This is a genomic window from Runella zeae DSM 19591 (assembly GCF_000423565.1).
GTDB classification, from domain to species: domain Bacteria; phylum Bacteroidota; class Bacteroidia; order Cytophagales; family Spirosomataceae; genus Runella; species Runella zeae.
Map to the genome: position 1 here is coordinate 40,160 of NZ_AUIF01000037.1, position 23,260 is coordinate 63,419.

A 23,260-nucleotide genomic window follows, 5' to 3' on the forward strand; every position below is an offset into this window, starting at 1 on the left:
TTTAAGAGGCCTTTACATCTTTAGGTTGTGTTTTGAGGTATAAAAAATAAGCTATTAGTAGGGCTCCTAAAAGGAGCTTGCCGCCTATTTTATCCCAAAACGAAACTTGAAACTCGGAGGGAAGAGAAATATGGGCTGCAGTGGCTAATTCGTCTAGTTTTTCTTTTGAAAGGTCAAGGTACATTTTATCAGAAATGTAGCCACACCATTCTTGGTCGTAGTTCCAAACAGGAATAAAGAAAATCGAGATTTGCTTGTATCTCATGCCAGCATCTACATAATGCCCCTCTTGATTTTGAAATTCGGGCGTATCAGGAAAATCAGCGATTTTGGCGATGGTTTCTCCACCAAAAGAGAAGAAGATTGGCTTTGCTGCATAGGCACTACTGGCGCAAGCCAGTAGTGATACCACAATCACAGAAACAGAGAAGGTTTTCATAGTTTTTAGGGATTATTTAAGGCTTAATAAATAACCTATTGAAAAATTGGCGTCCCAATCAAAGATAAATTGGGGAGTATTCGTAGCGTCTTTGATCGCTTTGTAGAGGTTGAGTCCCGCTTTATCTTTAGCCTCCTCAAGGGTGTATTTATCAGGAGTATTTAGTATGGTAAAACGCTCGTTGTTTTGACGGATTTTTTTGGCTAGTTTAAACGGAACACCCCCGATGATAAAACAAGTTTTACGGTTGAAGGTAGGGATGGCACCGCATTTGTCCTTTACTTCCTGATAGACTTTACCGTCGTCGGTTTTATCTTGAAAATACTTTGAACCATAGGTTTCAAAAGCATTTATATTGTTGTCTTTTTTCCAAGAAACTTTAGTGTTACTTGAGCCCATATCCACTACAAATGCGTCATTTTCGTAGGCTTTGGGCAATACACAGGCCAAGGCTAAGGCTCCTTCTTGTTCGGGGGTTACGATATTGACTACATATTTTAAATTTTTTAGACCTCCGATAATTTTCTGAGTAACGGCTTCTTTGGCTGCTCCCGAGCTTACTACAAAGTGAATATGAGCAGCTTGTACCCCAAAATCGAGCATCGTGCTGATGTATTTCTTGAGGCCGTCGCGTATGTCGGTATCAGTGGCCATATTTTCAAGTACCAAGCTATTGCCAAAATCTGCTTTTTGTAACTTCCAGTTTTTGTTGGCATCTATATTGACTATGAAAGAGTTAAATCCAGAAGCACCTAACTCGACGACCCCTTTGAGGGTACCGTTGATGGGCTCAGGAGGAGCATAACTAAAACCAGAGGGAGAGATAGGCTCTACTACATTGGCTGGGGTATCTTCCACCATAGAGGAAGACTTTTTGCCAAAGAGATATTTACCGCCAAAAAATAGGCCAACCCCAAGGGTGATGCCAAATAGAATTTTGGCAATGGGAGTGAATTTGGATTGCATAATTGTTGGGTCTTATTAAAGGGTTAAAAATTTAGTATTTATCAGCGTTGGTGAGTTCTTTTTCGATTTCGTCGCCCCGCATAGCTACTACATCAATTATGTCTTTGAGGGTGGTACCTTTCGCATCGCTGGCGGTTTTTACCGAAAAATTTAGGAAATAGGCGTTCGTATTATCTTTTCCTATTTGCCACGCACCAAACTTGTAGGTAGCATTTTTGCTCAATGCCATATAGATATCACTTTCTTTGAGGTCTGATTTGCGGTCATAGATGCGTGCATAAGACCAAACTTCTCGCACTTCGATTCCCTTATAGTTCATAGATTTGGATTGGATATATACCGCTTGAATGCGGTCATTGTCTACCTTTCTCACAATCTTGAAGTCGCCATTTTTGGTGATGCTGTATTCAATTCCTTGTGTATCAAGTTCTTTTTTGACAAAAGGGTCGCACTCTACGGCAGGGCTACCGCCTATTTGCCCATAGCCAGCATAGGTTATGAGCAAAAAAAACAATACTTTTTTCATGCGAAAATTAATTTTAGAGGATTAGTAGTCGTCTTTTTGGGTGAGTTCTTTTTCCCGTAAATCAGCTTCTTCGGCCAGAAATTCTATTATTTTTTTCAAATCGTGCGAAGCGATAGAAGTGGAAGTCGTGATTGAAATATTGACCAAGTAGGGAGATTTTTCGCCGGCAATTTGCCAAGCACCAAACTTAAGGCTCTCGTTACGCTCCATAAGGAATAGACCATTGGTAAAGCCCAGCTCGCTTTTAGAAGTAATTTTTTTGATAGGTGACCAAATATCAAGCAGTTCCATATCTTTATAAGTTTGGGTTTTTCCAGTTATGATTATCAATTGTGTTCGGCCATCGTCTCTCTTTACCGTCAAATGATAATCTCCTTTTTCGGTGACTTTATAGGACAGTCCGGTAGCTTCTATTTTTTCTTTAAGATTTACATGGGCAGTAGAGCTAGAGCTGGCGCTGGTAGTAGCGGTACTCTCTCCTTCTTTAGCATAAATCAATATACTATACCTTCCTGAGCGGCTATTTTTTTTGTCGCTTATCAATACCAATCGGTATTCACCGTCTGATGCTATGGTAAAATCTTTCAGTATTTCATAGTCTCCCAGTGCATTGGTAGGGTCGTTGGAAACTTGTTTGCGTTTGTTTTCATTCACACTTTTGAGGGTTTCCCACTGCCCGTCGGGTTTTTGTTTTTGGAGGTGCAATGTAAAATCTTCAATACGTGCATCTGCATACGCAATAATCACATAGTGTGTGTTGGCCTTGAAAGGTCGATACAAAATATCATAGATAGATTCGGAGCGCTCGGTCATAAAGCCAGACTCATAGCGTATCAAATCGGCATTTGATGGGCCGTCCAATTCTTTGGAAAGACTCAAGGCGAGTGAGTTCATGGTATTCATTGAATTTTTTTGCCCCCAGCTACTCGTAGCTACTGCGAGCAAGAAAAAAAGAACGGGGAATTTCATCTTTGTGGTGATTTAGGGTTATTGTTCTTGGTCAATGAGAAGGCCAAAATGAGTATAGCTTTGACCTGCACGGAAAGTGGCCATTGCTTCGAGCTTATAAAAAGCAGATTCAGGCGCAGAGAAAGCGGTATTGATTTCTGAATTGCCACTATAAGTGCGTACAAAAGACCAAGTGTCGTTTTTGAGTTGGTATAGCCGTAGTTGTAAAGCCGATATTTTTTCAGGGTCTCCTAAAACAATAATGTTGGATAGCTCGCTTTTGGAAAAGAAATGGGTAGTGCTATTGCGGGCGTCACTCATGTCGCGTTGTAGGATATCGAGCAGCGATTTGACCACGTAGCGGTCTTTTTTTTCCAATGCTTTTGTTTTAGTATCCAGCAAAGTAATCATGGGAGTCATCGAACTGAATTTTCTTTGACCGAAAGCTAAGCCACTACCTAGTAGTAGCAAAAGCCCCAAAAGTAGGTGTCGCATGGTAATGAGGGATAGATGGTTTATGGTAAGTGTACGCCTCCAAAATTCCAGTAGGATTGTCCCGGAATACGCTCTTCGGCTTCTCTGATATCTACTATTTTGATATGGCTAGGTACTGGTTCAAATGTGGCGGTAAATGCGTGGTTTTTTCGACTTCCCCAACTGACCGACTGACCATTGGTGCCTCCCTCTAAGCTTTTTAATTTGTAGATATTTCTTGCGGCATCTCTCAAATAAAAAGCATACTGAGGGTTTTCGGTGCCGTAGATGGCGTAGGAGGAGTTGGCGGTCATATCTTTAGTACGAGTCATTAAAAAATTGACAGTCAGGGCCTTGGTGCTGCGTTTTATAGAGGTGATGCGAATGTTGGCATTTTGAGGAGGATTATCTACTTGGGGGGCTGAAGAAGCAGGTTTCGGGGGCGGAGGAGCCACGGTTTCTCTTTTTTTTGTAGATAAATCTGCTGTCACAAAAGCGGCATTTTTATTTTCAGTCACTTTAGCGGTATCTGTTGGTAGAGGTGTTAGTGTTTGGTTGTTATCAGAAGATTTATTCTCCTTTTCTTCGGGTATTTTGTTTTCTACAACTTCCTCCTGTTGTGCTTCTTTTCCAAACCAAAATGTATCTACTCCATAAGCCCCCAATATTCCTAACCCAATAATGGCGGCCCATTTGGCCCATTCCTTCGCGTGGAAAGGTTGAGAAGGGATAGGAGTAGGAATAGGCTCGGGGGTGATGAGTGGAGGAACAATGAGCTTTTCTTGAATGTTCCATTGGCCTGTTTCGATAAAGTTAGTAGCCCATTGTACCAGTTCGGTGGCCTTAGGACGATCCCAAGGGTCTTTTGCCAAACAACGTTTGATGATTTCGTTGAGGTCATTGCTACATTTAAAATCTGTCGGTAAGCTAGGTGGAGTAGGGTCGCTAAGCTGGTTTAGTCCTCCAAACTCCCCAAATGGGACATCCCCAGTGATGAGTTCGAAGAGTGTAGCTCCCAAAGCCCAAATATCAGTGGCTTTGATAGGAGGTTTATTGACGTTGTCTTTTCCCCATAACTCTGGTGCGCGGTAGGGGGGCGGAGTCATTCCAGATTGGATAGAATTAGTGTTGGATTTTTTGGCCTCCGTAAATTTCCGAATGGTAGCACGTAGTTTGAGGCTCAATCCCAAGTCGGCCAAAAAGATATATTCTTCACCATCTCGCAAATCAATCAGGATATTGTTGGGCTTGATGTCTTGGTGAACCAATTTTTCTTTGTGTAAGTAAGCCAGCGCCGCACCTACATTTTGCATTACCTTGGCGATTTCGAGTTCGGTATATTTGCCTAAATATTTGCTAGAGGCAGCATTACCGCCCGAACAATAACGCATCACTAAATAGGGGCGTCCTTCTTCATCCTTGCCAAAATGCCTAACCGTGAGCAAATTGGAGTGTGAAAGGTCTTTTTGCACATCGTATTCTTCTTCGATATTTTTGATGCCTTCTACATCAAGCATTGGATATATTTTGAGAGCCACCGTATGGTTTCTCGTTTCTTTGTCGCGGGCTTCCCATACATCGGCAAAGCCTCCATTGTCTATGAGCTTGACAAGGTCATAGCGTTTATCAAAGAGTTGGCCAGGTTTGAGCATTGTCATGGTAGGTTATTGGGATTGGGTTTATTGCTAGATTTTTTTGGAGGCAATGATTGGCTCTTATCCGTATTTGGGCTTGTCACCTCATTTATGATGGCAGCTTCAGTAGGAGTGGGTTTGCGATTGTCATTGGATTTTTCGTCAGATTTTGAGTTTTTATGTTTAGTAGAGTTTTCTTTGTCATTATTTTTGGTGGGTTCTAGAGCAGGAGAACCAATAGATGTAGAATTATCATCGGGTTCTGTGTCAGTGTTGGTGTCTGAGCCTTTATTTTTGCTACGGGTTTCTTTGCCGCTGACAGCTGGTTTTTTGTTTTCAGACCTGATAGGTATAGGCACTTCTGGTATATCAGTAGGCGTTACTACAGTATCAGTTCTTTTCGCGGGGGAGGGTGGGGGAGTGTTTATTGGTTTGGTTTCCCATTTTTTTTGTAGCTCGGGATAATACCACACCGCTAATCCGGCCGAGGCGAAGGTCATTCCTAAAGCTATCCACATGGCAGTGCTTATTTTTTTTTTTGCAGGAAAACGCGGGTTGGGCAGCGTGTTGTTGCCACCGTTGTCGTTTGATGGGGAAGTATTCCCTTTTACTACTCGATTTACTACTACAGTGATGTTGTCGTTACCACCGGCATCGTTGGCCTCTTTGATGAGTTTGTCAATGCAGAGCGCTAACTCTTTATTATGGTTTTGTAGTATATTCTCTATGGTATGGTCTTCAATCATTGCATTGAGCCCATCACTACATAGCATTACTACATCGTCTTGGTAGAGGGTTTCGGCCACAATATCAGGAGCTGGGGGGCGTTCACTATCGCCAAGGCTTTGCAAAATGACGTTGCTCTGAGGGTGATAAAATGCTTGATTTTTGGTAAGTTTACCTTCGTCTAAGAGGGTTTGTACGTAGGAATGATCCTTGGTAAGTTGCAACAATTTTCCTTCTCGTAGCAGATAGCAACGGCTGTCGCCGCTCCAAGCCACGTAGAGTTGGTCGTTGAGAATGTGCGCTATTACTACCGTAGTACCCATGCCTTCTGTTTCGGGGTTGAGGCTGGCATATTCCAAAATCTGTTGATGAGCATATTGAATGGCTCTGACCAGACGTTCGGAGGTGGGGCGCTCTTTGGCGATATTTTCTCGAAAAAAAGCACAAATACTATCTATGGTGATTTTGGAGGCTATTTCGCCCGCGTTGGTTCCTCCCATGCCATCGGCTACTACCATAATAGAGCCATTTGGAGGATTGTAGTAGGCGTGAGCAGGCACTACCCAATTGGCCTCTACATCGCTGGTTACGATAAAATTATCCTCGTTGTGTTCTCTTACTTTACCTACATTGGTTTTGGCTACCATTTGTAGTTGCAATACGTTTTGCGTCATGTCAGTAGTTATTTGGAGGTAGAGTTGAGTTTCCATTTTGTTTTGTTTCTTTTTTCTTACTCTCCCTTTTTTTGTTTATAGGCTCTTTGTCGGTTGAGATGTCGTTGGTAGGCGAGGGTGGCGAGGCTTCGGTACCTTTAGGCGGGGCAGCCGGAGGCAGTTTTCCTTTGAGAGGTGTCAATTCATCTGTAAGAGGGGTTTGTGGGCGCGTAGTCTGTGGTAACCGAACGATGTACCACTCATTGCCTTTGTTTTTGAGGATACCTGCGGCATGGTACCTTATTATGCCTGACTTAATCGTAGCTACAAAGTAAATTCCTCCAATGACATTGTCTTTGAGAGAGATACGTTTCAGCAAAGTCTCGTTTTCGTTATTTTGAAAGTTAAGATTTGGGGTATAAACGGCCACGTTAAGGGGACTTTTTTCATTGACATTTAGGTCGTCACGCGCCGATACTACCACAAGCCATCCATTTCCTTCTTGGGTGTTGAGAAAACTACCCACCGACAGGGGGCTTTCTCTATGATAGCTGATGATCCCGCTGCTGTCGTAGGTTTCGATAGGGGATATTTCCTCTGGTTGATATTCAGTAGAAAAAATAGGGCGTAAGGCCATAGAAGCTAAATGAGGGCGAATGGTATCATTCTTTTTGTATTGCTCAAACGCCTTGTCTCCTATCCAAGGAGTAGCTATACTGGTCAGTGCCCATATTTTATGATCAGCTACAACTCCCAGCGTATAGCGCCGTCCAAAGTAACTTTTGCCGGCGCGTCCGTATTCATTGCCACGGGTGCTTTTCATTACATAGTCTTGCCGCACGATACAGATAGAGCTATCCACTGCCATTCGGAAAAGTTTTTTATCATTTGAAAAAAGATTTTCTAAATCCAATTCATTTTGGGATTGCGCTGCCAAAGAGGTGAGCAGCAACAAAAAAATACATCGTAACATAGTGATGATTGATTTAAGGGTGAACTTATCTGATAGCGGTGATAGGAACGACTAACCCTTGCGCTCCTGCGCCACCTGATACAATCCCTACTACCACATAGCGATTGTTGGTTTTGGTAAAAACTGGCCCGCCCGAATTGCCTTGGTCAAAACCACGATTAGAGATATAAATTACGCCGTTGGAAAGGCCATCTCTGGCTACATTACACTCATTATAGAGAGGCTTGATGTCATTGGGGTTGTTAACGCCCATTCCAAACGAATAGCCCAAAATATACAAAGGAGTAGAGGCTGAGAGGGAAGCAGAGAGGCTTGGGGCGAAGTCTAGCCCTCCATTGCGAGAAGTACGACTGACGGCCCAGTCGGTACCGTTGTTGAGGGAGGCGATTCGTAAAATGAAGGACGTTCCGTCGTCGGCGGTGATTTGTTTTGTTTCATCGCCCGATTGATTGAGCATGAAATCCTGACTGCTCATCTGCATCGCAGTTCCAGAAGGAGAGTAGGCTTCTAAAAAGTGAGTTATCTTACCGCCATTGTTGGCCAAGATATTGAGCTTTATGAGCTCTTCTTGTGATTCTTTGGGCGCATTGGCGATGAAGTGCCAAGGCTCTAGCACGTGTCTTGCAGTCACAAAACGCCCATCGCTTAGTAAAAAGCCAGTACCCGACCCTCCAAATTCGACCTGTTTTTGGGTCCCACCAATTTCAACTATGATTTTGCTTGTTCGGATATAATAAACGTTTGGATATAACTGCGATAGATGGAGGTTTTCGGTAGTGACTGGTTGATCATTGGAATCGTTATGAGGAGCGATAGGAGTTGAGCCCGAAATTACTTTAATGCGGCGTTCTAAGGACGTAATTGTGTTTTTAAGTTCTTTTTGAGCCTTTTGACTTTTCTCATTACTTATGATAAGTTCTTGTTTTTGTTGCTCATTGATAATTTGGCTGTTTGCATAGAGGTCTTCAAAATTGTTGGCTTTGTTGAAGAAGTAATACCCTCCACTCACCGCTGCCACCAATAGTACTGCCAAAGTTGCCACCGCTGTTTTGTAGGGTTTAATAGCTTCATTGGCCATTGCTTTGAGGCGTATCGTCATGCCCATACTCTTTACCGAGTTGTTGGGAGGAGTCAGAAATGCTACCCTAGGGCCTTCGTAGGAGAGCTGAATATCGTCCCCGTTGTGGAGCAATACTTCATCTCTGAGCGATTGGCCGTTGACGAGGGTGGGGTTGGTTTTAGAGAGGCTTTTGATGACCCAGCCTCCTCCTTTACGAATAATGGCGGCATGAGGTCTGCTGACGGTGGTACAATCGTCACCAAATCCAACGGCAAAGTTGCTACCCCGTCCTAGCTCTATATAATCACCAATAAATTCGGTGGTTTGACCAGTGCGGTATTTTTGGGTAGTTGTTTTGTGTTCCAGAACAAAATAAGTTCTTCCTGAAGCACCTACCAAGGATTTAAGAGAGCCTCCCAATGATTTGGAAAACTTTTCGGTTGCGCGGGGTTGAGAAACGGTCGTTGACATAGGGCTGGGGTTGGGTTTTGATGAGTCAAAAGTAGAGGTAGACAAGGAGGTATATGGTATAGGTACTAGTTGCTAACTGGTTAGTAACTTATCGAACAGCGACCCTAAGAATCGTGTCGCCCAAGGTGATGATATCGCCAGGATGAATGACCTTACCTCCTGCTCCTACCAATTGGGAATTGACGTAAGTTTGATTGACTGATAGTTGCCACTTACTATCCCAAAACTGCCCATCTCGGATAAGCCATTGTTTAGGGTTTTGCCATTTTTCGAGCGTGGCGTGCTTGCGGGAGATATAAGTGGTACTTACTTCTACAATCTCCACATCATTTTTGATAGAGGCATCTTTACGGCCTAGGGTCAGGATCCCTTCGCTTTTATTGCCCATGAGTTGGGAGATATTATAGATTTTACCCATTTCCTCACCATAAGTGATTTGTAATATCAGTTCATTTTTGAGGGAATCATGCTTAGGATAATGAATATCAAGAGACTGATACCCTAAGGCATTGATGATGTGCCCAATCGACTGATAACGCTTATGTTGGTAATCTACTTCGATGCAGGTTTTGATGATTGTGCCCCAATTGTTGGGTAACTTGTTCCAGTGTTGGCGCAAACCTTCGGCATCTCCTTTAGCGGCATTTTTTATGTACTCCACTACATCGCCTTCGCTTGTGAGTTGAAAAGGAGCAAAAGGGTACTGACCCGTAAATATTTCGTACATCATCACGCCGAAAGAGTAAATATCGGCTACGGCATCTAGTGCTTTGAAGGCAGTTTTATTGTTTGCTTGCTCAGGGGCAATGTAAGCCCATGTACCAAAAATTTGATGAGCATGGCCAAAGATATTACGAGCCGTCATGCGGGAGTTTTTATGTCCTGCAATTCCAAAGTCGGCTAATTTGGCATTCCCGTTGGTATCTATTAGTACATTGCTAGGCTTGAGATCGCGATGAAAAAAACCTCTTTGATGAAGCTCTTGTAGCCCACAGAGCGTCTGATACGCTATTTTATTGATTTTTTGTGGTTCTATGACTCTGCCAGTAAATTGAGTTAAGTCGCCTTTGGGACAGAGTTCCATGGTAAAGTAAGGATTCCCTTCTACATTTCCACAATCAAAAGATTGAACTAAATGCGTAGATTTCTGATAGCCAATTTCAAATTCTCGCATGAATCGCTGAAAAATAAGCAAACGCTCTTTTTCGTAGGCTACCTCCCAAAGTTTAATCATTTTGAGGGCAAATGCCTCCTCTTTGCGATTGATTACTTTGTAAACAATGCCAAATGTCCCCTCGCCCAGTAAGTCAATGATTTGATAACCGTCTATCCATTCTCCTATTTTAGGTATTACCCGATGAGGGGTTTGGTAAGTAGTAAACTTTTTGTTAAGTATCTCATTCATTGGTGTTTGTAAGGTTTGTTGCGTGGGTTGTTATTTGTATGCATGGACTAGGTTCGTTGCATTTGGCGGATTTTTTCTTCCGATTCTGTTTTGAAAATGAGTTTTCGGTCGCCCATCAGTAGTATATCTCCGTCTTTGATTTCTGTTTTTTCGGATACTTGAATAAAGGTGGTTTGCTGTTCGCTACGATTTATCAAAAACCATTTGCCATTCTCAAAGCTCAACTCGGCTTGGGCTTTGCTAGTAATGCTCTGGTTGGTAGAGTCAAGGTTGTCTCGATTGAGTACAACACTTTCGTCGTTAGAGAGCTTAAATTCAGACCTGTGAATGTCAATAGTTTCTCCTATTTTGGGGATACGTTGTAAATAACATCTTTCTGTACTGCTCATTCTCATTCGGTAAGGATCAATGGTGCCTCCTATGAGAGGTTTTGGAGAGAATGACTCCTCAGTAGAATTGGGTGTTTGCGGTTTGTTCATGACAAAATCTGGAGGTTGAGGGAGAGAAGTGTCGTTTTTATGAGTGATAAGTTCACGCTGACATCGAATACAGGTAGTACGAGTGGCAATATTGACAAATCCACAATCAACGTCAGGACAGGTGATTGTTTTAGGGTCGTCTTCCAAGGTGGGAGAGGTGGGTGTTTTTGGTAAATCATCCACAACCGTAGGCGGAGATACGGCTACAGGAGTAGGTAGTGGCGAAGCTTCTTTATCAAAAGCTTGTTTACCAAGAATCGTTTTTGAAAAATTGGGCGCAGAAGACGCTACCGACGGAGCAGAATGTTCGGTCTTTTTGACCTCTATTTTTCCGGATAGCTTTTGGGAATGCGAATCTTCTAAAGGAGTGTGGCATTTGATACATAAATGCGCGCTTGATAAGTTGTCAAAGCCGCAGTTACTGCAAGTGATTGTCATGATTGAAAATATTGATTGGTTTGTGCAAAATTCAAGCAGCAACCCTTCATATTTGTTACAGCAACTGGTCCATGACCAGTATTCTTCTTTTTAGGATTTACTGTAATATCAATCAGAAAGGTTTGGGTAAGGAATCATGAATTCCTTAATGCAAATGTCCCTAAAGAATGCCTCCTTTGAAATCGAATAAATTCTATAAATGCCTATTTTTTGTCGAAGTTATTCTAGGTAAAATTGTGAGTGTTGATTGTTATTTCGATAGTATGACAACTCAAACCCCTAGATATTTGTAATCATTTTCAACTCTTATCAATTATGCCCTTTCGTTTTGTTTATGTTATTGTTTTATTAAGTATGATGATGTGGGGTCGTTGTGCTTGGGGTCAAGTATCATTAGTAAATAATATTAATGAGTACGCCTTGGGAAGAGAAGTGTTTTATTTAGAAGATGCCAAACACTCACTAACGTTTGAGCAGGTATATAAGCAAGGCAAAGGGTTTCGTCAGGTTTCATCAATCAATCCCAATTTTGGTTTTACTAATTCCTCTTATTGGCTCAAATGGTCGGTTGTGAATACGTCTGAAGATATTTTCAAAAATTGGCTCTTAGAAGTGGGGTATTCGGCCTATGCTGAGGTGGATTTGTACGTAATAAATCGACAAGGTAAAGTAGTACATCAAGCAGCGGGAGATTGGCGAGGCCGCTACAGCAGACCTTTATCGTATCACAATTATGTATTTGGCTTGCCTATTTTGCCGGCTCAATCGTATGAAATATACCTACGAGTGCGACCACTCGCGGGGCAGGTACTGCTACCATTGACTATCTGGGAAGGGAAGACTTTTACGCGATACGCCGAAGTTTACAATTTATTTTGGGGGATTTATATGGGAATGATGCTGATTGTACTTCTCTATCATGCTATTTTGTGGTTTGTAAATCGAAAGAGTGTCGGCTATCTTGGATATCTTTATTTGGCTTTGTATCTGGTATTATATCTCATTTTTGAGCTTACTCGGGGAAGTTGTATAGGGGTGAGGTATTTTTGGTCCGAAAACCGTTGGATGGTCAACAACGGTTTTCTTACGCTTTTTTTAATCATGCTTTTACTGTTTTATGCTTTTTATGGCATTATGCTCAATCTACCTCGCTATACTCCTAAGCTAATGAAAGTCATCAACGTATTATTTATAGCATGGATTGGGGTTGTGTTGAGTATTTATGGAGGATGGGTCGAAATCTCCAAAAATGCCTTAACCCTCATCTTTGGGGCGGTGGTAGGAGGGTTGATTATCGTGGCTTCTTACGTCAGTTGGCGAGCGCAAAAAGGGTATAAGCCGGGGCTTTATTATTTTTTGGCCGCTACTATGCTTTATTCAGGAGGGGTAGTGTTGCTATTGACACGTTCAGGACTGCTACCGTCTGGAAGTTTCTATGCCATGAATTCTCTCAATCTCGGTTCTCTCATGGAATATATCATGCTTTCAATAGGGTTAGGTATGCAGATTCAGTGGGAAAGGCAGAAGAATAAACAGCAAATTAAAGACATTCAGCGCGAACAGATTACGATGATCGAAAACTCCTATTGGCAGGCGCAAGAGGAAGAACGTAAGCAATTGGCTATGCTACTTCATGATCAATTTGCCAATGAGGTGCTGATGTTGCGCCAAAATATCCAAAAGCTCTATAAAGAATATATCGGAACTTTGAGCGAGGAGCGTTTTAAAGACGCGCTGAGTATTATCAAAAATATTTTAGAAGGAATCCGCACGATAGCCCATCATTATCGTCCCCCGCAGTTTGAAGAAAAAGGGCTTAAATGGGTGCTGGAAGAGCTATTGCAGCGACTGAATAGTTCTTCCAATGTGCATTTTTTGATGCATTTAGGAGGAAAAGAAGAAGAGCTACTTCCAAGAGTGCAAGAGCAATTGTACTATATTGTTTTTGAAATAACCTCCAATATCATCAAACATGCCGAAGCTACCGAGTCAGCCTTGATTTCCTACCGCGAAAGCAATTTTTATGTATTACAAATTAGGGACAATGGTAAAGGAATACCACAAAATATAGCTCACTCTACAGGACAAGGGCTGCAAAATTTGCGTCGTCGGCTAGAGAGTATTGGGGGGATCTATGAGATTGTGTCTTCTCAAGACAGCGGTACGGCGATTCTTATCAAGATGAACCTACTTCACTCATATCCACAAGACCATATTTATACGCAAAAAAAGTAATACCAGCGTCGCCTTCAAGGTTGATTTTGCGATAAATATTCTGCTTGTGTGTGGTAAGAGTAGTAGGGGCAATATTTAATTCTTTCATGATAGTCGCACTAGAATTTAGTTTAGCAATCAACACCATGATTTCTTTTTCTTTTTTGGTCAGGTTGAATGATTCGGGATTGATTTCTTCGTCTTGGGGAAGATTGGTATGGCGCTCTAAGTTGAGTAGGAGTTGAGGTATACTAGAACTAAAAAATTTTTTGCCTCGTATCACTTCTTTAATTCCAATCATGAATACTTCTTCGTCGTCGCTTTTAAAAATATAACCATCGACTCCGGCGGCTATAGCATCGTTGATGAGAGTGGGGTTTTCGTCAAAAGTATAAACAACTATTTTGATGCTAGGCTTGATTTGTTTGAGTTTCATGGCGAGTTCGATGCCCGTTTTTTGAGTAGCAAGGTGTAAATCTGTGATGACTATATCGACAGTATACTTATTGATAAAAAGCAGAGCTTCTTCTACAGTATCTCGCTGCGCAATGACTTCAATGTTTTTATTTTGGCTTAGTGAGAGGCCGATACCGTTGGAAGTGGCAAAGTGGTCCTCCACAATGAGAACCTGCAATGTATCAGGAATGGTGTTGAAGTGGGTCATCGGTAGGGAAAGGTTTGGAGAAAACAAAATAACATCTTTTGAGAAGATATACCAAAACTTTTAAAAAATATCTAGATAGTATAATTTGCTAGGATTAGTGAAGTGTTTAGCAACGATTTTTCTACAAAAAACATTGGGGTAGAAAAATCGTTGCTAAACAGTGTTTTAATCAAAAATAGGGGGTGTTAAGGGCCTAAAAAAATTAGAAAAGAAACATCCGAATATAGTTTAAAAAGCCAGGTAAGACCTCAAGACGAGTACAATAGTAAATCCATACATGATGGGAGGTGCCATAAAAATTGACTTCTCCCGAAAAGGCCAAATGCCGGAACACAATCATTTGAATGCGGCGAATCTTTTCGTGGGCTGTTCCGCCTAAAAGTATAGGGCGGCCTGTGAGTATGCCGTCTTGTAGGGCAAACCAATAAAGTTGGGCTACCTCGAAACCCTTGGGTTTTTGGTGCGGAGCGCGATTTTTCCAAATACAGCTAATCTCCGCTGTTTTGTGGGGTGGGAGGTACTTATCTTCAATAGCTTGACGCGTATCCTGAGGAAGTACATCAAGGTATCTTTTTTGATTGATACTTATTACATAGCCGCCTATCCAAATATCGGGATTTGATTTTCGACAAAGTACTCTGACTTGGGCTTGTAGGAGATAATCGAGGGTAACTTCGGCACCGCCATTTTCGAGTTGCATAGTGATGAAGCGATTGAGTTCTTCGGTGGTTTTAAGGATTTTAGTGGTAAGCATGATTGCGAATGTTTTGAGGTTCGCTTCACCATGCTGGTCTTTAAATTTTCCATCACTCAGCCGAAAAAAAAATCGACTATTTTTCAAAAAAAAATGCCCAACCTTAAGAGTTGGGCAGTGTTAGCAAAATTTGTTTTAGGGTCGGTAGTACCATTGCCGACCGTCGTTGGTAATTAGATAACCCCTACATTTTAATGACAGCCCAAACAAAACGGAATTGGGAGGGGAGGAAGGCGGTGTCAATGCAGTCCATTGAAGGGCATACTCCCACAGTTGATGAGAGGGGGTGTAGGCATAAGTACGAAACTTGGTACTCAGCAAAATGCTTGGTATATCTTTGTTTTTAAACCCCGGAAAAGGAGGGTCCTGAATCCAATTATTGGTGGTGGGGTCATAGCGGATTACTTCATTGTCTAGTGGAAGTACTAAAAGAAGTTTTTGGGTATGGGTAGCTAAAAGGTTTTGTTTTAAGCTAGTATTTGGTAAAACGGGATACGATTTTTTTGAAACCCAATTTTTAGTAGTAGGCGAAAACTCCCAAATATTTATACGACCTTGGTCGGTATACAAAACATAGCCTTTATCGTTGACCGAATGACTTATCAAGGGTTGGGAACTAAAAAAGGGAAGGGGGGTATTAAGGCGATTCCAGGTATCGGACGTTAAGTCATATTCCCACCATTCATGCTGATTTGTATTAGGAGTAGTGATGGCATAAGCTTTATTGTTGACCCCAAAAATTGTGAAGGGTATTCCCTTAAAATTGGGAGGAGTTTTTGAACTCCACTGAGGTGTAGCAAAAGGATCAAATGCCCACATTTCGCTACCGTTTACAATCACAAAGGCTTTTTCGTAGGTACTGAAAGTTTGATAAGAATGATTGGAACTAGGCTGAAAGGGAATTTTTCCTATTTCTTGCCAACTGTCACAGTGGGTGCTGTTGTAAAGGCTATCGATTTTATAACCACTTTGTATATCAATAATGGGTACAGGTAAATCTACCATATAAGGATACATAATGGAGCGAGGGTCATCAGAAACTGGCAAACCCAAAACCACTCCTAACTGATGAAATAAAATAGCCCCTAATCTATTTTCTGTCCAATCATGCGCTTGATTGAGATACAATATATAAGTGCCATCTTCTTTTCGGTGCACTAATCCAAGTGATTCTACCGGCGATGCAATCCATCCTCTGCGTACAGTGTCTATTTTGAATTCTACCATTTCTGGACTCACAAACTGAATTGTGAGGTCGGTTTTTTCGCCTGTTTTTCCTTTTGAAAAAGCAAAATTACCCATGTTGAAGGCCCACCCAATGATGCCTTGTTCGAGGAGTACCTCTTGTGTCAAGATAGGAAGGCGGTTAGTGTAATTGGCAAAGCTATAGGTGAGACAACAGGCATCAATATTTCGGGTGAGAGATTGATTTTGAAAAGCGCTTAGTCCTCGAATACGTGGGCGGGTATTTTCGATTTTTTCATAACAACCCATTAGTAGGCTTAAGCATAGAAGGAGGAGAAAAAGGGTGTATTGTTTCATGATGTACCTAAAGTAAATTTACCAAAGACTAACCGAAGAATGAATACCTACCTGAGGAACCTTGATAGTAGCAGAACTTGTAACAATTTTTTGAGATTGAAAGCTTACACCTAGTCGTATGTTTGGAATTTTGGGATCTCGACTGAGCTGGATGAATCCGATTCCCCAGACCAAACTTCTTGAAATACCAGAATCAAGCTTTTGATGCAGATGATTGGTAAGGTAGTTGCTATAGGTCATTTGGAAGGGAATATCTGCCGCAAACCCAACAGTAGCATAGGCTCCACGGCGGAGTTGGTCATAATTGAAACGCCCTGCTACAGTGTTGAAGTGGACTTGGGGGAGGATTTGTAGGCCTTTCCATTTAAAATCTTCGACGGCTGTCTTTAAATTTTCTTGTATTTCATAGGTCGAAAAATCCAATGATTTGTATTGAATAAGACCTTCAAACCAAATGGGTCTATACCAATTGAGACTCGTTATTTTGATACCTGCCGTGTAGTTGAGACGGGTAAATTGTGCCGGGAGGGCATTGGGGGCATTTTCCAGAGTAGGAGTAGGTAGGTTGAGACCTGGAAATTTGTACAAAAAAGCAGTAAATGTAGGCTGAATGGTATATTTATGTGTCTTTTTGATGTATTCCCAAAAATGCTGCTCCTCGGGACTTAATGAATCTCCAAAGGTATTTTGAGCCTGACTTGCTATGAATTGGTGCGTAAGTGATGTACTAATTTTACGGCTTTCTTTGATTGAACCTCGCGAGGGAGGGAGCAGGGCTTCTCCCTTCTTAAAAGATTTCCAGAGCATTGTTGCTTGTTTCTGACGTGTATAAATACTGGGATGTTGGCTAGTCCATGCGTAGGGATTTTTTTGGGTGACATTGGTATACTGTTTCCATATTTGATTGAGTTCGTCGAGAGTGATTTTTTTTTGATAAACCATCCAAGTTGCGGTGGCGTCGGCCTGAAACTCTTTGAGGTATTGATAAAAGGCCGCTAAGTTTACATACTTAGATTTATAGACTTTAATGGTATCTAGCATTCCACCGCGAAGGGTTTTGACACGATAGGTATAGAATACTTCTCGATCATTTATTTTTTCAACCAATATTTGGGGAAAACGTCGGTCGTTGATATAATTTTTGTTGGCAGTGTGCTGATGAAAATGATGGCTTATTTCGTGAGCCATGATAAACCGCTCCGCCCAAGGCGACCCCTTGCCCATTTTTTTCATGAAACTATTGCGATAGAGGATGTATTTGTTGTTGTCGCACATTAGGGCTTTGGCATTGGCTGTACACCCTACTTCAATCACATTCTGAATTTTTTCGCCAACCAACTGCGCTAATTCTGTAACTACTTTAGTGGCTTCCTGCGAACTTCCAAATGAATTTGAAATACTGATACATTTACAATCTTCTTGGATTCGAGCTAGTAAAAGGGGATCAGGGTTTTGGCACCATCCGTTAATTGTTAAAAATAACCCTCCCAAAAATAAAGAATAAGGTTTTTCAAAAAATGAGATTTTCATAGGTTAGAGTTTGAAGGTGGAGGTTGATTTCAGGGGGAAATGCGTTTGAGTTGACCACGATCAGGTTCTTTTTCAATCAACTTATAGGAAATAGAATCGCAATCGAGCCGATAGCTCGTGGCTAGAGATACTAATTTGATTTTTTTAGCACTCACTATTTCTGGATCGGGATTGTAGATGCTGAGGACCTTGCTTTTATAAGTATAACTATTAGGTTCGGAGCGAGGATATTCAAACAATTGTAAGGTAATGTTCTCAGAGATAGATTCTTCGCCCTCGTCAAAGGCATTGTTTGGGTCAGGTATAATGGCCTTTTCAATGTTTTTAGTCAAAAGAAGCGTTTCGGTATTGTAGGCATTCCACCATATCCATGTACCAATACCTACCATAATAACCACTGCGATTTGAGCGGCGTATTTGGTGACGAAATATCGAACTCTTTCTATGGCTTTAACCTTAGTAATAACTGTTTGATGGTTATTAATAAAAGATAGCATTTCCGCCCGCATTTCTATTTCTTGAAAGCGATGTTCATAAAAATTCTTAATTCCTAATTGATACTGTACTTGTTGATAAAAATTATCGTCCACTGCCATTCGATGTTCAATTTGAGCATTTTCATCGTCAGAAAGTGTGCCGTCTAGGTAAGCTTCGATTAGGTCGATATTATTTGGTTTCATTGAGATTCCTTTTATCGTTAGATTGTTTTTTTTGAATTCTAGCAAGCTCAATTTCTGCTTTCCTTCTGGCGACCTCTTTTTTTATGTATTCTTTTGTGAATAATGGATTTTGAAACCATTGGCTATTTTTGGAGAGTTTTTCTAAATGGTGTGCTACAAAATCTCGGTAACATTTTCTGAATTTATTTTCTGAGGATTTAGGATTTTGATAACTTAAGTTTTCTCCTACTTTATGGATAATACTGGTTTTTAAATGTAATAAATCTTGGCTATGAATCGGTTCGTTTGCAACAATAATATTAAAAAGTTTGAAGCTGTCACGTAAAAAATCCTCGCATTGTTCACCTTTGGTGTTTTTTAGGGAAGCGTACAAAAAAGAAAAAAAACGACTAAGGTCTGTAGCGTTTACAATTAAGTCCCAACGAAATGCAATATCATGTGATATTTTCTTGTGATGAGTGTTAGGCTTCCGAATCAATTGTTTGACAACAATTTTAGCAATACCATCGATGTAAGTTCTGAGCGTAGAATAGAGCCTAAATTGCCGTTTTTTAATATTGTACAAAAAAATATTAAACACTTGTCTTTTTGCATCGTCTATCAGGTCGTCCCAACTAGCGAAGTCGCCTGGTGAATGACCGTAAGCTTTTTCGAGCTGAGCGTGTATTTCACAAGCGTTATATATATACCTGATAGTTGTACTCAAATGTTCCTCTATGACCTCTATGGGGGGCACTTCTTGAAGCTTCCGAAACCTTCTTAGCAAAGCTTGGTCTAGGGTATATTCTTTAATGGCATCCTCTAGCATGTCTTCATTGAAATAAGGATCTTTTTGGGTCCTTAATACTAGGGCAGCTAAAGTGTCACGAGTAGCTGCTTTGGTTGTTTTGATAGGGAGATTGTGTGCCTCAGCGTAAGATAAGACAATTTCTTTTTGTAAAGATTTGAATTTTTTTGAGGCCACATAGCCCTCTCTAATGGAGGCCAAAAGCTGGGTAAGGGTGACTTGGCTCATAGCATGTGTTGGATAAGAATTGTAGGGAGTTGCAATATCTATAAAAATCTTTTCAGTATATTAGAGGGTCTGAAAAATATACCTAATAAAATATGAAGCAAGTAGCATATCTTCTGGCTTTGATTTTTTTCGTTAGTTCTTGTGATGTCCAAAAAGAAGGTGCAGAACCAATCCCAAAGCCTGCGCCACCGCCAATCGTAGGGCAATGGAAAATGAAAAGCTACAAAGTAGACCCTCCTGTGTTGGGGATTATATCGGATTTGACGGGCGTACTTAATCCATGTATTCTGAAAGTTACGTTTCATTTTCGGGAAGATGGTACTACTACCTTACTCAATGTACCCGCCGATTGCGAAGCTGATTTGGTAGGTATTGATTTGGATAAACAAGGGATTTCGAAATGGGAAATCAAAGACAAAAAACTTATTATTTCGAGTGATGATACTGGGCAAAAAAATGAATATGATTTTGTGGTAGAAGGCACAAAAATGACTTGGACCGAAAAACGAGAATTGCCGATTCCAGTAGAGTGGGGCGGAAATCAGAAAGTGAACACCATTCTCACTTTTGAAAAAATATAGGATTGGCCTTGAATATTAATAAATGGAGATGAGACCAAAAGCACAATAACCCCCTTTTTCAGACCTCAATAAGTACCTCCTTTCAAAGCTCGGAAGCTTAGTCTTCTGAGCTTTTATTATTTTTGTGGCTATGAATCTATCAGCTTACGCTCTTCAATATCGTCAAGACCTTTATCAGCGCTTGATTCCGTTTTGGTTGGAGTTTGGAATAGACCCTGTTTATGGAGGGTATTTTTGTGTAATCTCATCCAAAGGAGAAGTGTGTACTTCTGACAAATGGATAGAGTGGCATGCTAAACAAGCTTGGGCTTTTGGCAAACTATATCAACAATCTTCGGATGCTCAGTACTTAAAGTGTGCTTCGCAAGGGGCAGATTTTTTGTTGCAATATGGTATGGATGCCAAAGAAAACTGGTGGGCAGTAGTTGATTGTATGGGGCATGGCGTGAGTGAAGTTATAGATACCAAAGCAGAAGCAGCAGCGGTGTCGTGTTGGAGTGTATTGTACCAAATCACTCAAGAGGAGATATATGCCGAGAGTGCCAAGAAAACGTTGACCAAAGCGTTTCGTAAACGTGAAAAAAGACTCCAAAAACGAGCCGATGATTTGATGTCGGGTAGGTATCTGAAAAATATCAGTGAGTTGAGTGCTTTGGCGAAAGCATTGGTAAGTGCTAAGCAAATCATCGGTGAAAAAATATTTAAAGAAAAGGCCGAGCAATTATTTCAGGAATTGATGAAGCATTTCTGGGAGCCTCGTGCCGATATTCTTCTTGAAAATGTATTTTCGGAAGGGGGATATTCGGACTGCTTAGAAGGGCGGCATATTCACCCCGGACGAGTGTTTGAGGCTTTTAATGCCTTTTATGAATTGACCAAAATAACCAATAAAAGACGCATCCGACAACAACTAGCTCAGCATGTAGCCTACCTTGCCGAGACCACTTGGGACGAAGCCTATGGGGGGTATTTTGGTTGGTTGGATGTAAAAAGCCTGCCCCCTACTCAACCCGAGGCATATTATAAATATGCTTGGGTGCAGTTGGAAGCCACTACGGCTCTACTGCGCGCTTATCAAGTACTCAATGACCGAACACTTCTCAAACATTGGCAGCGTGCCAATGATTATATGTGGCAGCATTTTGCCGACAACTCCAAGGAAGGGGAGTGGGTGGGGGTATTGAGCCGCCACGGTGAGCCGCTTTTTGGGATGAAAGCTACTCCCGAAAAAAGTGCTTTCTATCCCGTCAAAAATTTGCTCGAAAGTGCCGATTTGTTAGAAATACTTCAGGATATAAATACTCCATGATTTTCTGAAACATATATCCCTAAAAATTTACTTTGCGCTGAGTGTCTAGCAGTTGACTTTTGCCATTTTTTCGTAGCAACACATAGATACTATATTCTCCTGTGGCTACCGATGCCCGATTGAAACCGGCGCTAAAGCCTTTTTCCCAATACCACCCTCTTCTGATGAAAGTTTTGAGTGGTAACGCTTGCTGAGTCCCCGCACACATATAAGTATGAGCCAATGATGATAAGATGACATACGCACCGTCGTCAAAGCTGTGGGTAGGTCTGATGAAATCTTTGGTATAAAGTATCTGTAGATTGTTTCCCACAAAATAGACCGAATCAAGCGCAAAAGTTTGGCCTTGGGTAGGTACAAGGGGAAAGGTAAGCTCACGCTGGAAAAACAAATTAGGTTGATATAGTTTTTGTAAACGTAAAAAATCCTGACCCGTCAAATCAAACATTTTCAGACCCAGCAAATCCTCGTTGTACATAGAATTGAATTCTTGAGCTACGGCCGCACGTCGGTTATTGACCGCAGGAGCAATAGCATAATACAAAACCAACAAGTTGAAAAAAATGCTCGTGGCCACTAAGCTCGGGAATACCCACTTTTTGGGTTTGGACAAATGACTAATTACCAAAAGATAAGCTGATAAGATACCCCAAGTAGGATACATTCGATAGCGTCCTTTAAACATCCCAACAAGTCCGTCGCCTTCCGCTCGCTTGTAGACTACTCCCAAGGCAGACAAGCAGACAAACAGAAATAAAAACAAAGCAAATAGCTCTATTTGATTGAATGACAGGGACTTGTTTTTTTTGAATGAGCCTACAATTTTGGGCGTGATAAACCACAGCATCGTAGCTATTAAGACGGCCCCCCAGCCTACCGACAGCCACATCGTAAGTGAAGTAGGAGCATAAGCATCAAAGTTGACAGACGACCCAATAAAAGCCAAAAAGCAACTCAGAGCATGGAGGTAATTGGAGGGTTGGGTGAGGTCCAGACCACTAGGCGAAGCATGTGCGCGCGTAAGCGCATAAAGGAGCATCGTAAATACAAAACCGCCTAGGGTATAAACCGCTTCGCGCCAGCGCTGAGTAACTAAAAAAAGCAATATGCCAATCAGAAACGTAAGAAGGCCATTGCCATAAGTGAATGTTGCCAACAACGAAAAAAGTAACGCCCAAGAGAGAGACCGTATAGATGATTTAGCATAGAAATAGCCCGCTGCCATCACAAAAAACAACAATCCAAAATTGCCAAGCGAGCTTGTTCCCCAAAATATATTTTCGAATGAATGTACGTTTAATACAATCCAACAGACTGGGATAAAATAAAAAAGTGGTAAGGTGATTTTTTTGAAAATTTGATACACAAACACTAATTGGCTTATCCAAAGTAGATTGCTAATCATCATCAAAGACTTGAAATTGACAGTACCCGTCAGAAAGTAAGACAGCAAAACTACCATACGCGTAAATACAATCCGGTGCTCGGGAAAGCCCACCGTAAGCCAATCGAGCTTTTCGTGCCAAGTGGCAGCGTGTTGCCATTGCTCTACGATTTGGAGTACGTGGATGTCGTCATATGCCACGTAATTGACGTTGAGGGCAATCGCCCCAAAAAACAAAGCATACAGCACCAAAGGCAATAAACAAAGAGCTATGACAAAGTAGCGGTTTTGGAAGAGACGTTCAAAATAAGCCATATATTAAGTTTCTGACCGCTAAAATTAGTAAGTTAGTGGGCGTTTCTTGGTATTAGTCGCCGTAATTGTTCAATTTTGAT

General features: G+C 41.4%; 21 protein-coding genes. 3 read left to right on the forward strand and 18 right to left on the reverse strand.

The window, feature by feature from the left end; all coding sequences use genetic code 11:
* Position 1: 1 nt before the first annotated feature.
* From G563_RS0111240 to G563_RS36925, 11 genes are all read right to left on the reverse strand, one after another.
* A complete protein-coding gene (locus G563_RS0111240; RefSeq protein WP_028665406.1) occupies positions 2-439 on the reverse strand; it encodes a hypothetical protein in 438 nt (145 codons plus the stop codon).
* Between the two features lie 12 nt (positions 440-451).
* The gene (locus tag G563_RS0111245) at positions 452-1,405 is read right to left on the reverse strand and encodes a hypothetical protein (protein WP_037326540.1); all 954 of its coding nucleotides are present in this window, start codon (positions 1,403-1,405) and stop codon (positions 452-454) included.
* Positions 1,406-1,436: 31 nt separating this feature from the next.
* The gene (locus G563_RS0111250) at positions 1,437-1,931 is read right to left on the reverse strand and encodes a hypothetical protein (protein WP_028665408.1); all 495 of its coding nucleotides are present in this window, start codon (positions 1,929-1,931) and stop codon (positions 1,437-1,439) included.
* Positions 1,932-1,952: 21 nt separating this feature from the next.
* Positions 1,953-2,900 (reverse strand): hypothetical protein, encoded by a 948-nt coding sequence (locus G563_RS0111255; protein ID WP_157585246.1) that lies wholly within the window; start codon positions 2,898-2,900, stop codon positions 1,953-1,955.
* Positions 2,901-2,918: 18 nt separating this feature from the next.
* Complete coding sequence (locus G563_RS0111260) at positions 2,919-3,374, reverse strand: hypothetical protein (protein ID WP_157585248.1); 456 nt, start codon at positions 3,372-3,374, stop codon at positions 2,919-2,921.
* A gap of 20 nt (positions 3,375-3,394) precedes the next feature.
* The gene (locus G563_RS0111265) at positions 3,395-5,005 is read right to left on the reverse strand and encodes a serine/threonine-protein kinase (protein ID WP_037326543.1); all 1,611 of its coding nucleotides are present in this window, start codon (positions 5,003-5,005) and stop codon (positions 3,395-3,397) included.
* 2 nt (positions 5,006-5,007) lie between these two features.
* Positions 5,008-6,423 carry a Stp1/IreP family PP2C-type Ser/Thr phosphatase gene (locus G563_RS36920; protein ID WP_084650835.1) on the reverse strand — a complete coding sequence of 472 codons (1,416 nt, stop codon included), beginning with the start codon at positions 6,421-6,423 and terminating at the stop codon, positions 5,008-5,010.
* Entirely contained in the window at positions 6,389-7,339 is a 951-nt protein-coding gene (locus G563_RS0111275) for a hypothetical protein (protein WP_157585250.1), read from the reverse strand. Before G563_RS0111275 ends, G563_RS36920 begins: the two co-directional genes overlap by 35 nt.
* A gap of 25 nt (positions 7,340-7,364) precedes the next feature.
* Positions 7,365-8,870: an FHA domain-containing protein gene (locus tag G563_RS34425; protein ID WP_037326546.1), complete on the reverse strand. Its 1,506-nt coding sequence runs from the start codon at positions 8,868-8,870 to the stop codon at positions 7,365-7,367.
* Positions 8,871-8,958: 88 nt separating this feature from the next.
* Entirely contained in the window at positions 8,959-10,275 is a 1,317-nt protein-coding gene (locus G563_RS0111285) for an FHA domain-containing serine/threonine-protein kinase (RefSeq protein WP_051210913.1), read from the reverse strand.
* 47 nt (positions 10,276-10,322) lie between these two features.
* Positions 10,323-11,192 carry a hypothetical protein gene (locus tag G563_RS36925; protein ID WP_028665414.1) on the reverse strand — a complete coding sequence of 290 codons (870 nt, stop codon included), beginning with the start codon at positions 11,190-11,192 and terminating at the stop codon, positions 10,323-10,325.
* A 315-nt stretch (positions 11,193-11,507) separates the two neighbouring features.
* On the opposite strand from G563_RS36925, the gene G563_RS0111300 reads away from it, so the two are divergent.
* Positions 11,508-13,427, forward strand: a complete 1,920-nt coding sequence (locus G563_RS0111300) for a sensor histidine kinase (RefSeq protein WP_037326550.1) — start codon at positions 11,508-11,510, stop codon at positions 13,425-13,427.
* Here the strand turns inward: G563_RS0111300 and G563_RS0111305 are convergent.
* From G563_RS0111305 to G563_RS0111330, 6 genes are all read right to left on the reverse strand, one after another.
* Positions 13,369-14,070 carry a response regulator gene (locus G563_RS0111305; protein WP_028665416.1) on the reverse strand — a complete coding sequence of 234 codons (702 nt, stop codon included), beginning with the start codon at positions 14,068-14,070 and terminating at the stop codon, positions 13,369-13,371. The genes G563_RS0111300 and G563_RS0111305 overlap by 59 nt on opposite strands.
* 202 nt (positions 14,071-14,272) lie before the next feature.
* Positions 14,273-14,824 (reverse strand): hypothetical protein, encoded by a 552-nt coding sequence (locus tag G563_RS0111310; protein ID WP_157585252.1) that lies wholly within the window; start codon positions 14,822-14,824, stop codon positions 14,273-14,275.
* A 135-nt stretch (positions 14,825-14,959) separates the two neighbouring features.
* Entirely contained in the window at positions 14,960-16,366 is a 1,407-nt protein-coding gene (locus G563_RS0111315; protein WP_084650836.1) for a matrixin family metalloprotease, read from the reverse strand.
* An 18-nt stretch (positions 16,367-16,384) separates the two neighbouring features.
* On the reverse strand, positions 16,385-17,896 hold the full coding sequence (locus G563_RS0111320) for a M48 family metalloprotease (RefSeq protein ID WP_028665419.1): 1,512 nt from the start codon (positions 17,894-17,896) through the stop codon (positions 16,385-16,387).
* Between the two features lie 29 nt (positions 17,897-17,925).
* Entirely contained in the window at positions 17,926-18,576 is a 651-nt protein-coding gene (locus G563_RS0111325) for a zf-HC2 domain-containing protein (protein WP_028665420.1), read from the reverse strand.
* Entirely contained in the window at positions 18,563-19,564 is a 1,002-nt protein-coding gene (locus G563_RS0111330; protein WP_157585254.1) for a hypothetical protein, read from the reverse strand. Before G563_RS0111330 ends, G563_RS0111325 begins: the two co-directional genes overlap by 14 nt.
* Positions 19,565-19,683: 119 nt before the next feature.
* On the opposite strand from G563_RS0111330, the gene G563_RS0111335 reads away from it, so the two are divergent.
* Together G563_RS0111335 and G563_RS0111340 are read left to right on the forward strand one after the other, a co-directional pair.
* On the forward strand, positions 19,684-20,172 hold the full coding sequence (locus tag G563_RS0111335; RefSeq protein WP_028665422.1) for a lipocalin-like domain-containing protein: 489 nt from the start codon (positions 19,684-19,686) through the stop codon (positions 20,170-20,172).
* Between the two features lie 130 nt (positions 20,173-20,302).
* Positions 20,303-21,481: an AGE family epimerase/isomerase gene (locus G563_RS0111340; protein ID WP_028665423.1), complete on the forward strand. Its 1,179-nt coding sequence runs from the start codon at positions 20,303-20,305 to the stop codon at positions 21,479-21,481.
* 19 nt (positions 21,482-21,500) lie between these two features.
* Here G563_RS0111340 and G563_RS0111345 read toward each other — a convergent pair whose 3' ends face one another.
* The gene (locus G563_RS0111345; RefSeq protein ID WP_028665424.1) at positions 21,501-23,180 is read right to left on the reverse strand and encodes a hypothetical protein; all 1,680 of its coding nucleotides are present in this window, start codon (positions 23,178-23,180) and stop codon (positions 21,501-21,503) included.
* Positions 23,181-23,260: the final 80 nt, after the last annotated feature.

Coding starts and splice junctions, on each gene's coding strand:
- G563_RS0111340 (WP_028665423.1), top strand. CDS start 20,303: ATGAATCTATCAGCTTACGCTCTTCAATATCGTCAAGACCTTTATCAG.
- G563_RS0111320 (WP_028665419.1), bottom strand. CDS start 17,896: ATGAAAATCTCATTTTTTGAAAAACCTTATTCTTTATTTTTGGGAGGG.
- G563_RS0111335 (WP_028665422.1), top strand. CDS start 19,684: ATGAAGCAAGTAGCATATCTTCTGGCTTTGATTTTTTTCGTTAGTTCT.
- G563_RS0111305 (WP_028665416.1), bottom strand. CDS start 14,070: ATGACCCACTTCAACACCATTCCTGATACATTGCAGGTTCTCATTGTG.
- G563_RS34425 (WP_037326546.1), bottom strand. CDS start 8,870: ATGTCAACGACCGTTTCTCAACCCCGCGCAACCGAAAAGTTTTCCAAA.
- G563_RS0111240 (WP_028665406.1), bottom strand. CDS start 439: ATGAAAACCTTCTCTGTTTCTGTGATTGTGGTATCACTACTGGCTTGC.
- G563_RS0111250 (WP_028665408.1), bottom strand. CDS start 1,931: ATGAAAAAAGTATTGTTTTTTTTGCTCATAACCTATGCTGGCTATGGG.
- G563_RS0111310 (WP_157585252.1), bottom strand. CDS start 14,824: ATGCTTACCACTAAAATCCTTAAAACCACCGAAGAACTCAATCGCTTC.
- G563_RS0111300 (WP_037326550.1), top strand. CDS start 11,508: ATGCCCTTTCGTTTTGTTTATGTTATTGTTTTATTAAGTATGATGATG.
- G563_RS36925 (WP_028665414.1), bottom strand. CDS start 11,192: ATGACAATCACTTGCAGTAACTGCGGCTTTGACAACTTATCAAGCGCG.
- G563_RS0111275 (WP_157585250.1), bottom strand. CDS start 7,339: ATGTTACGATGTATTTTTTTGTTGCTGCTCACCTCTTTGGCAGCGCAA.
- G563_RS0111265 (WP_037326543.1), bottom strand. CDS start 5,005: ATGCTCAAACCTGGCCAACTCTTTGATAAACGCTATGACCTTGTCAAG.
- G563_RS0111245 (WP_037326540.1), bottom strand. CDS start 1,405: ATGCAATCCAAATTCACTCCCATTGCCAAAATTCTATTTGGCATCACC.
- G563_RS36920 (WP_084650835.1), bottom strand. CDS start 6,423: ATGGAAACTCAACTCTACCTCCAAATAACTACTGACATGACGCAAAAC.
- G563_RS0111345 (WP_028665424.1), bottom strand. CDS start 23,180: ATGGCTTATTTTGAACGTCTCTTCCAAAACCGCTACTTTGTCATAGCT.
- G563_RS0111255 (WP_157585246.1), bottom strand. CDS start 2,900: ATGAAATTCCCCGTTCTTTTTTTCTTGCTCGCAGTAGCTACGAGTAGC.
- G563_RS0111260 (WP_157585248.1), bottom strand. CDS start 3,374: ATGCGACACCTACTTTTGGGGCTTTTGCTACTACTAGGTAGTGGCTTA.
- G563_RS0111325 (WP_028665420.1), bottom strand. CDS start 18,576: ATGAAACCAAATAATATCGACCTAATCGAAGCTTACCTAGACGGCACA.
- G563_RS0111315 (WP_084650836.1), bottom strand. CDS start 16,366: ATGAAACAATACACCCTTTTTCTCCTCCTTCTATGCTTAAGCCTACTA.
- G563_RS0111285 (WP_051210913.1), bottom strand. CDS start 10,275: ATGAATGAGATACTTAACAAAAAGTTTACTACTTACCAAACCCCTCAT.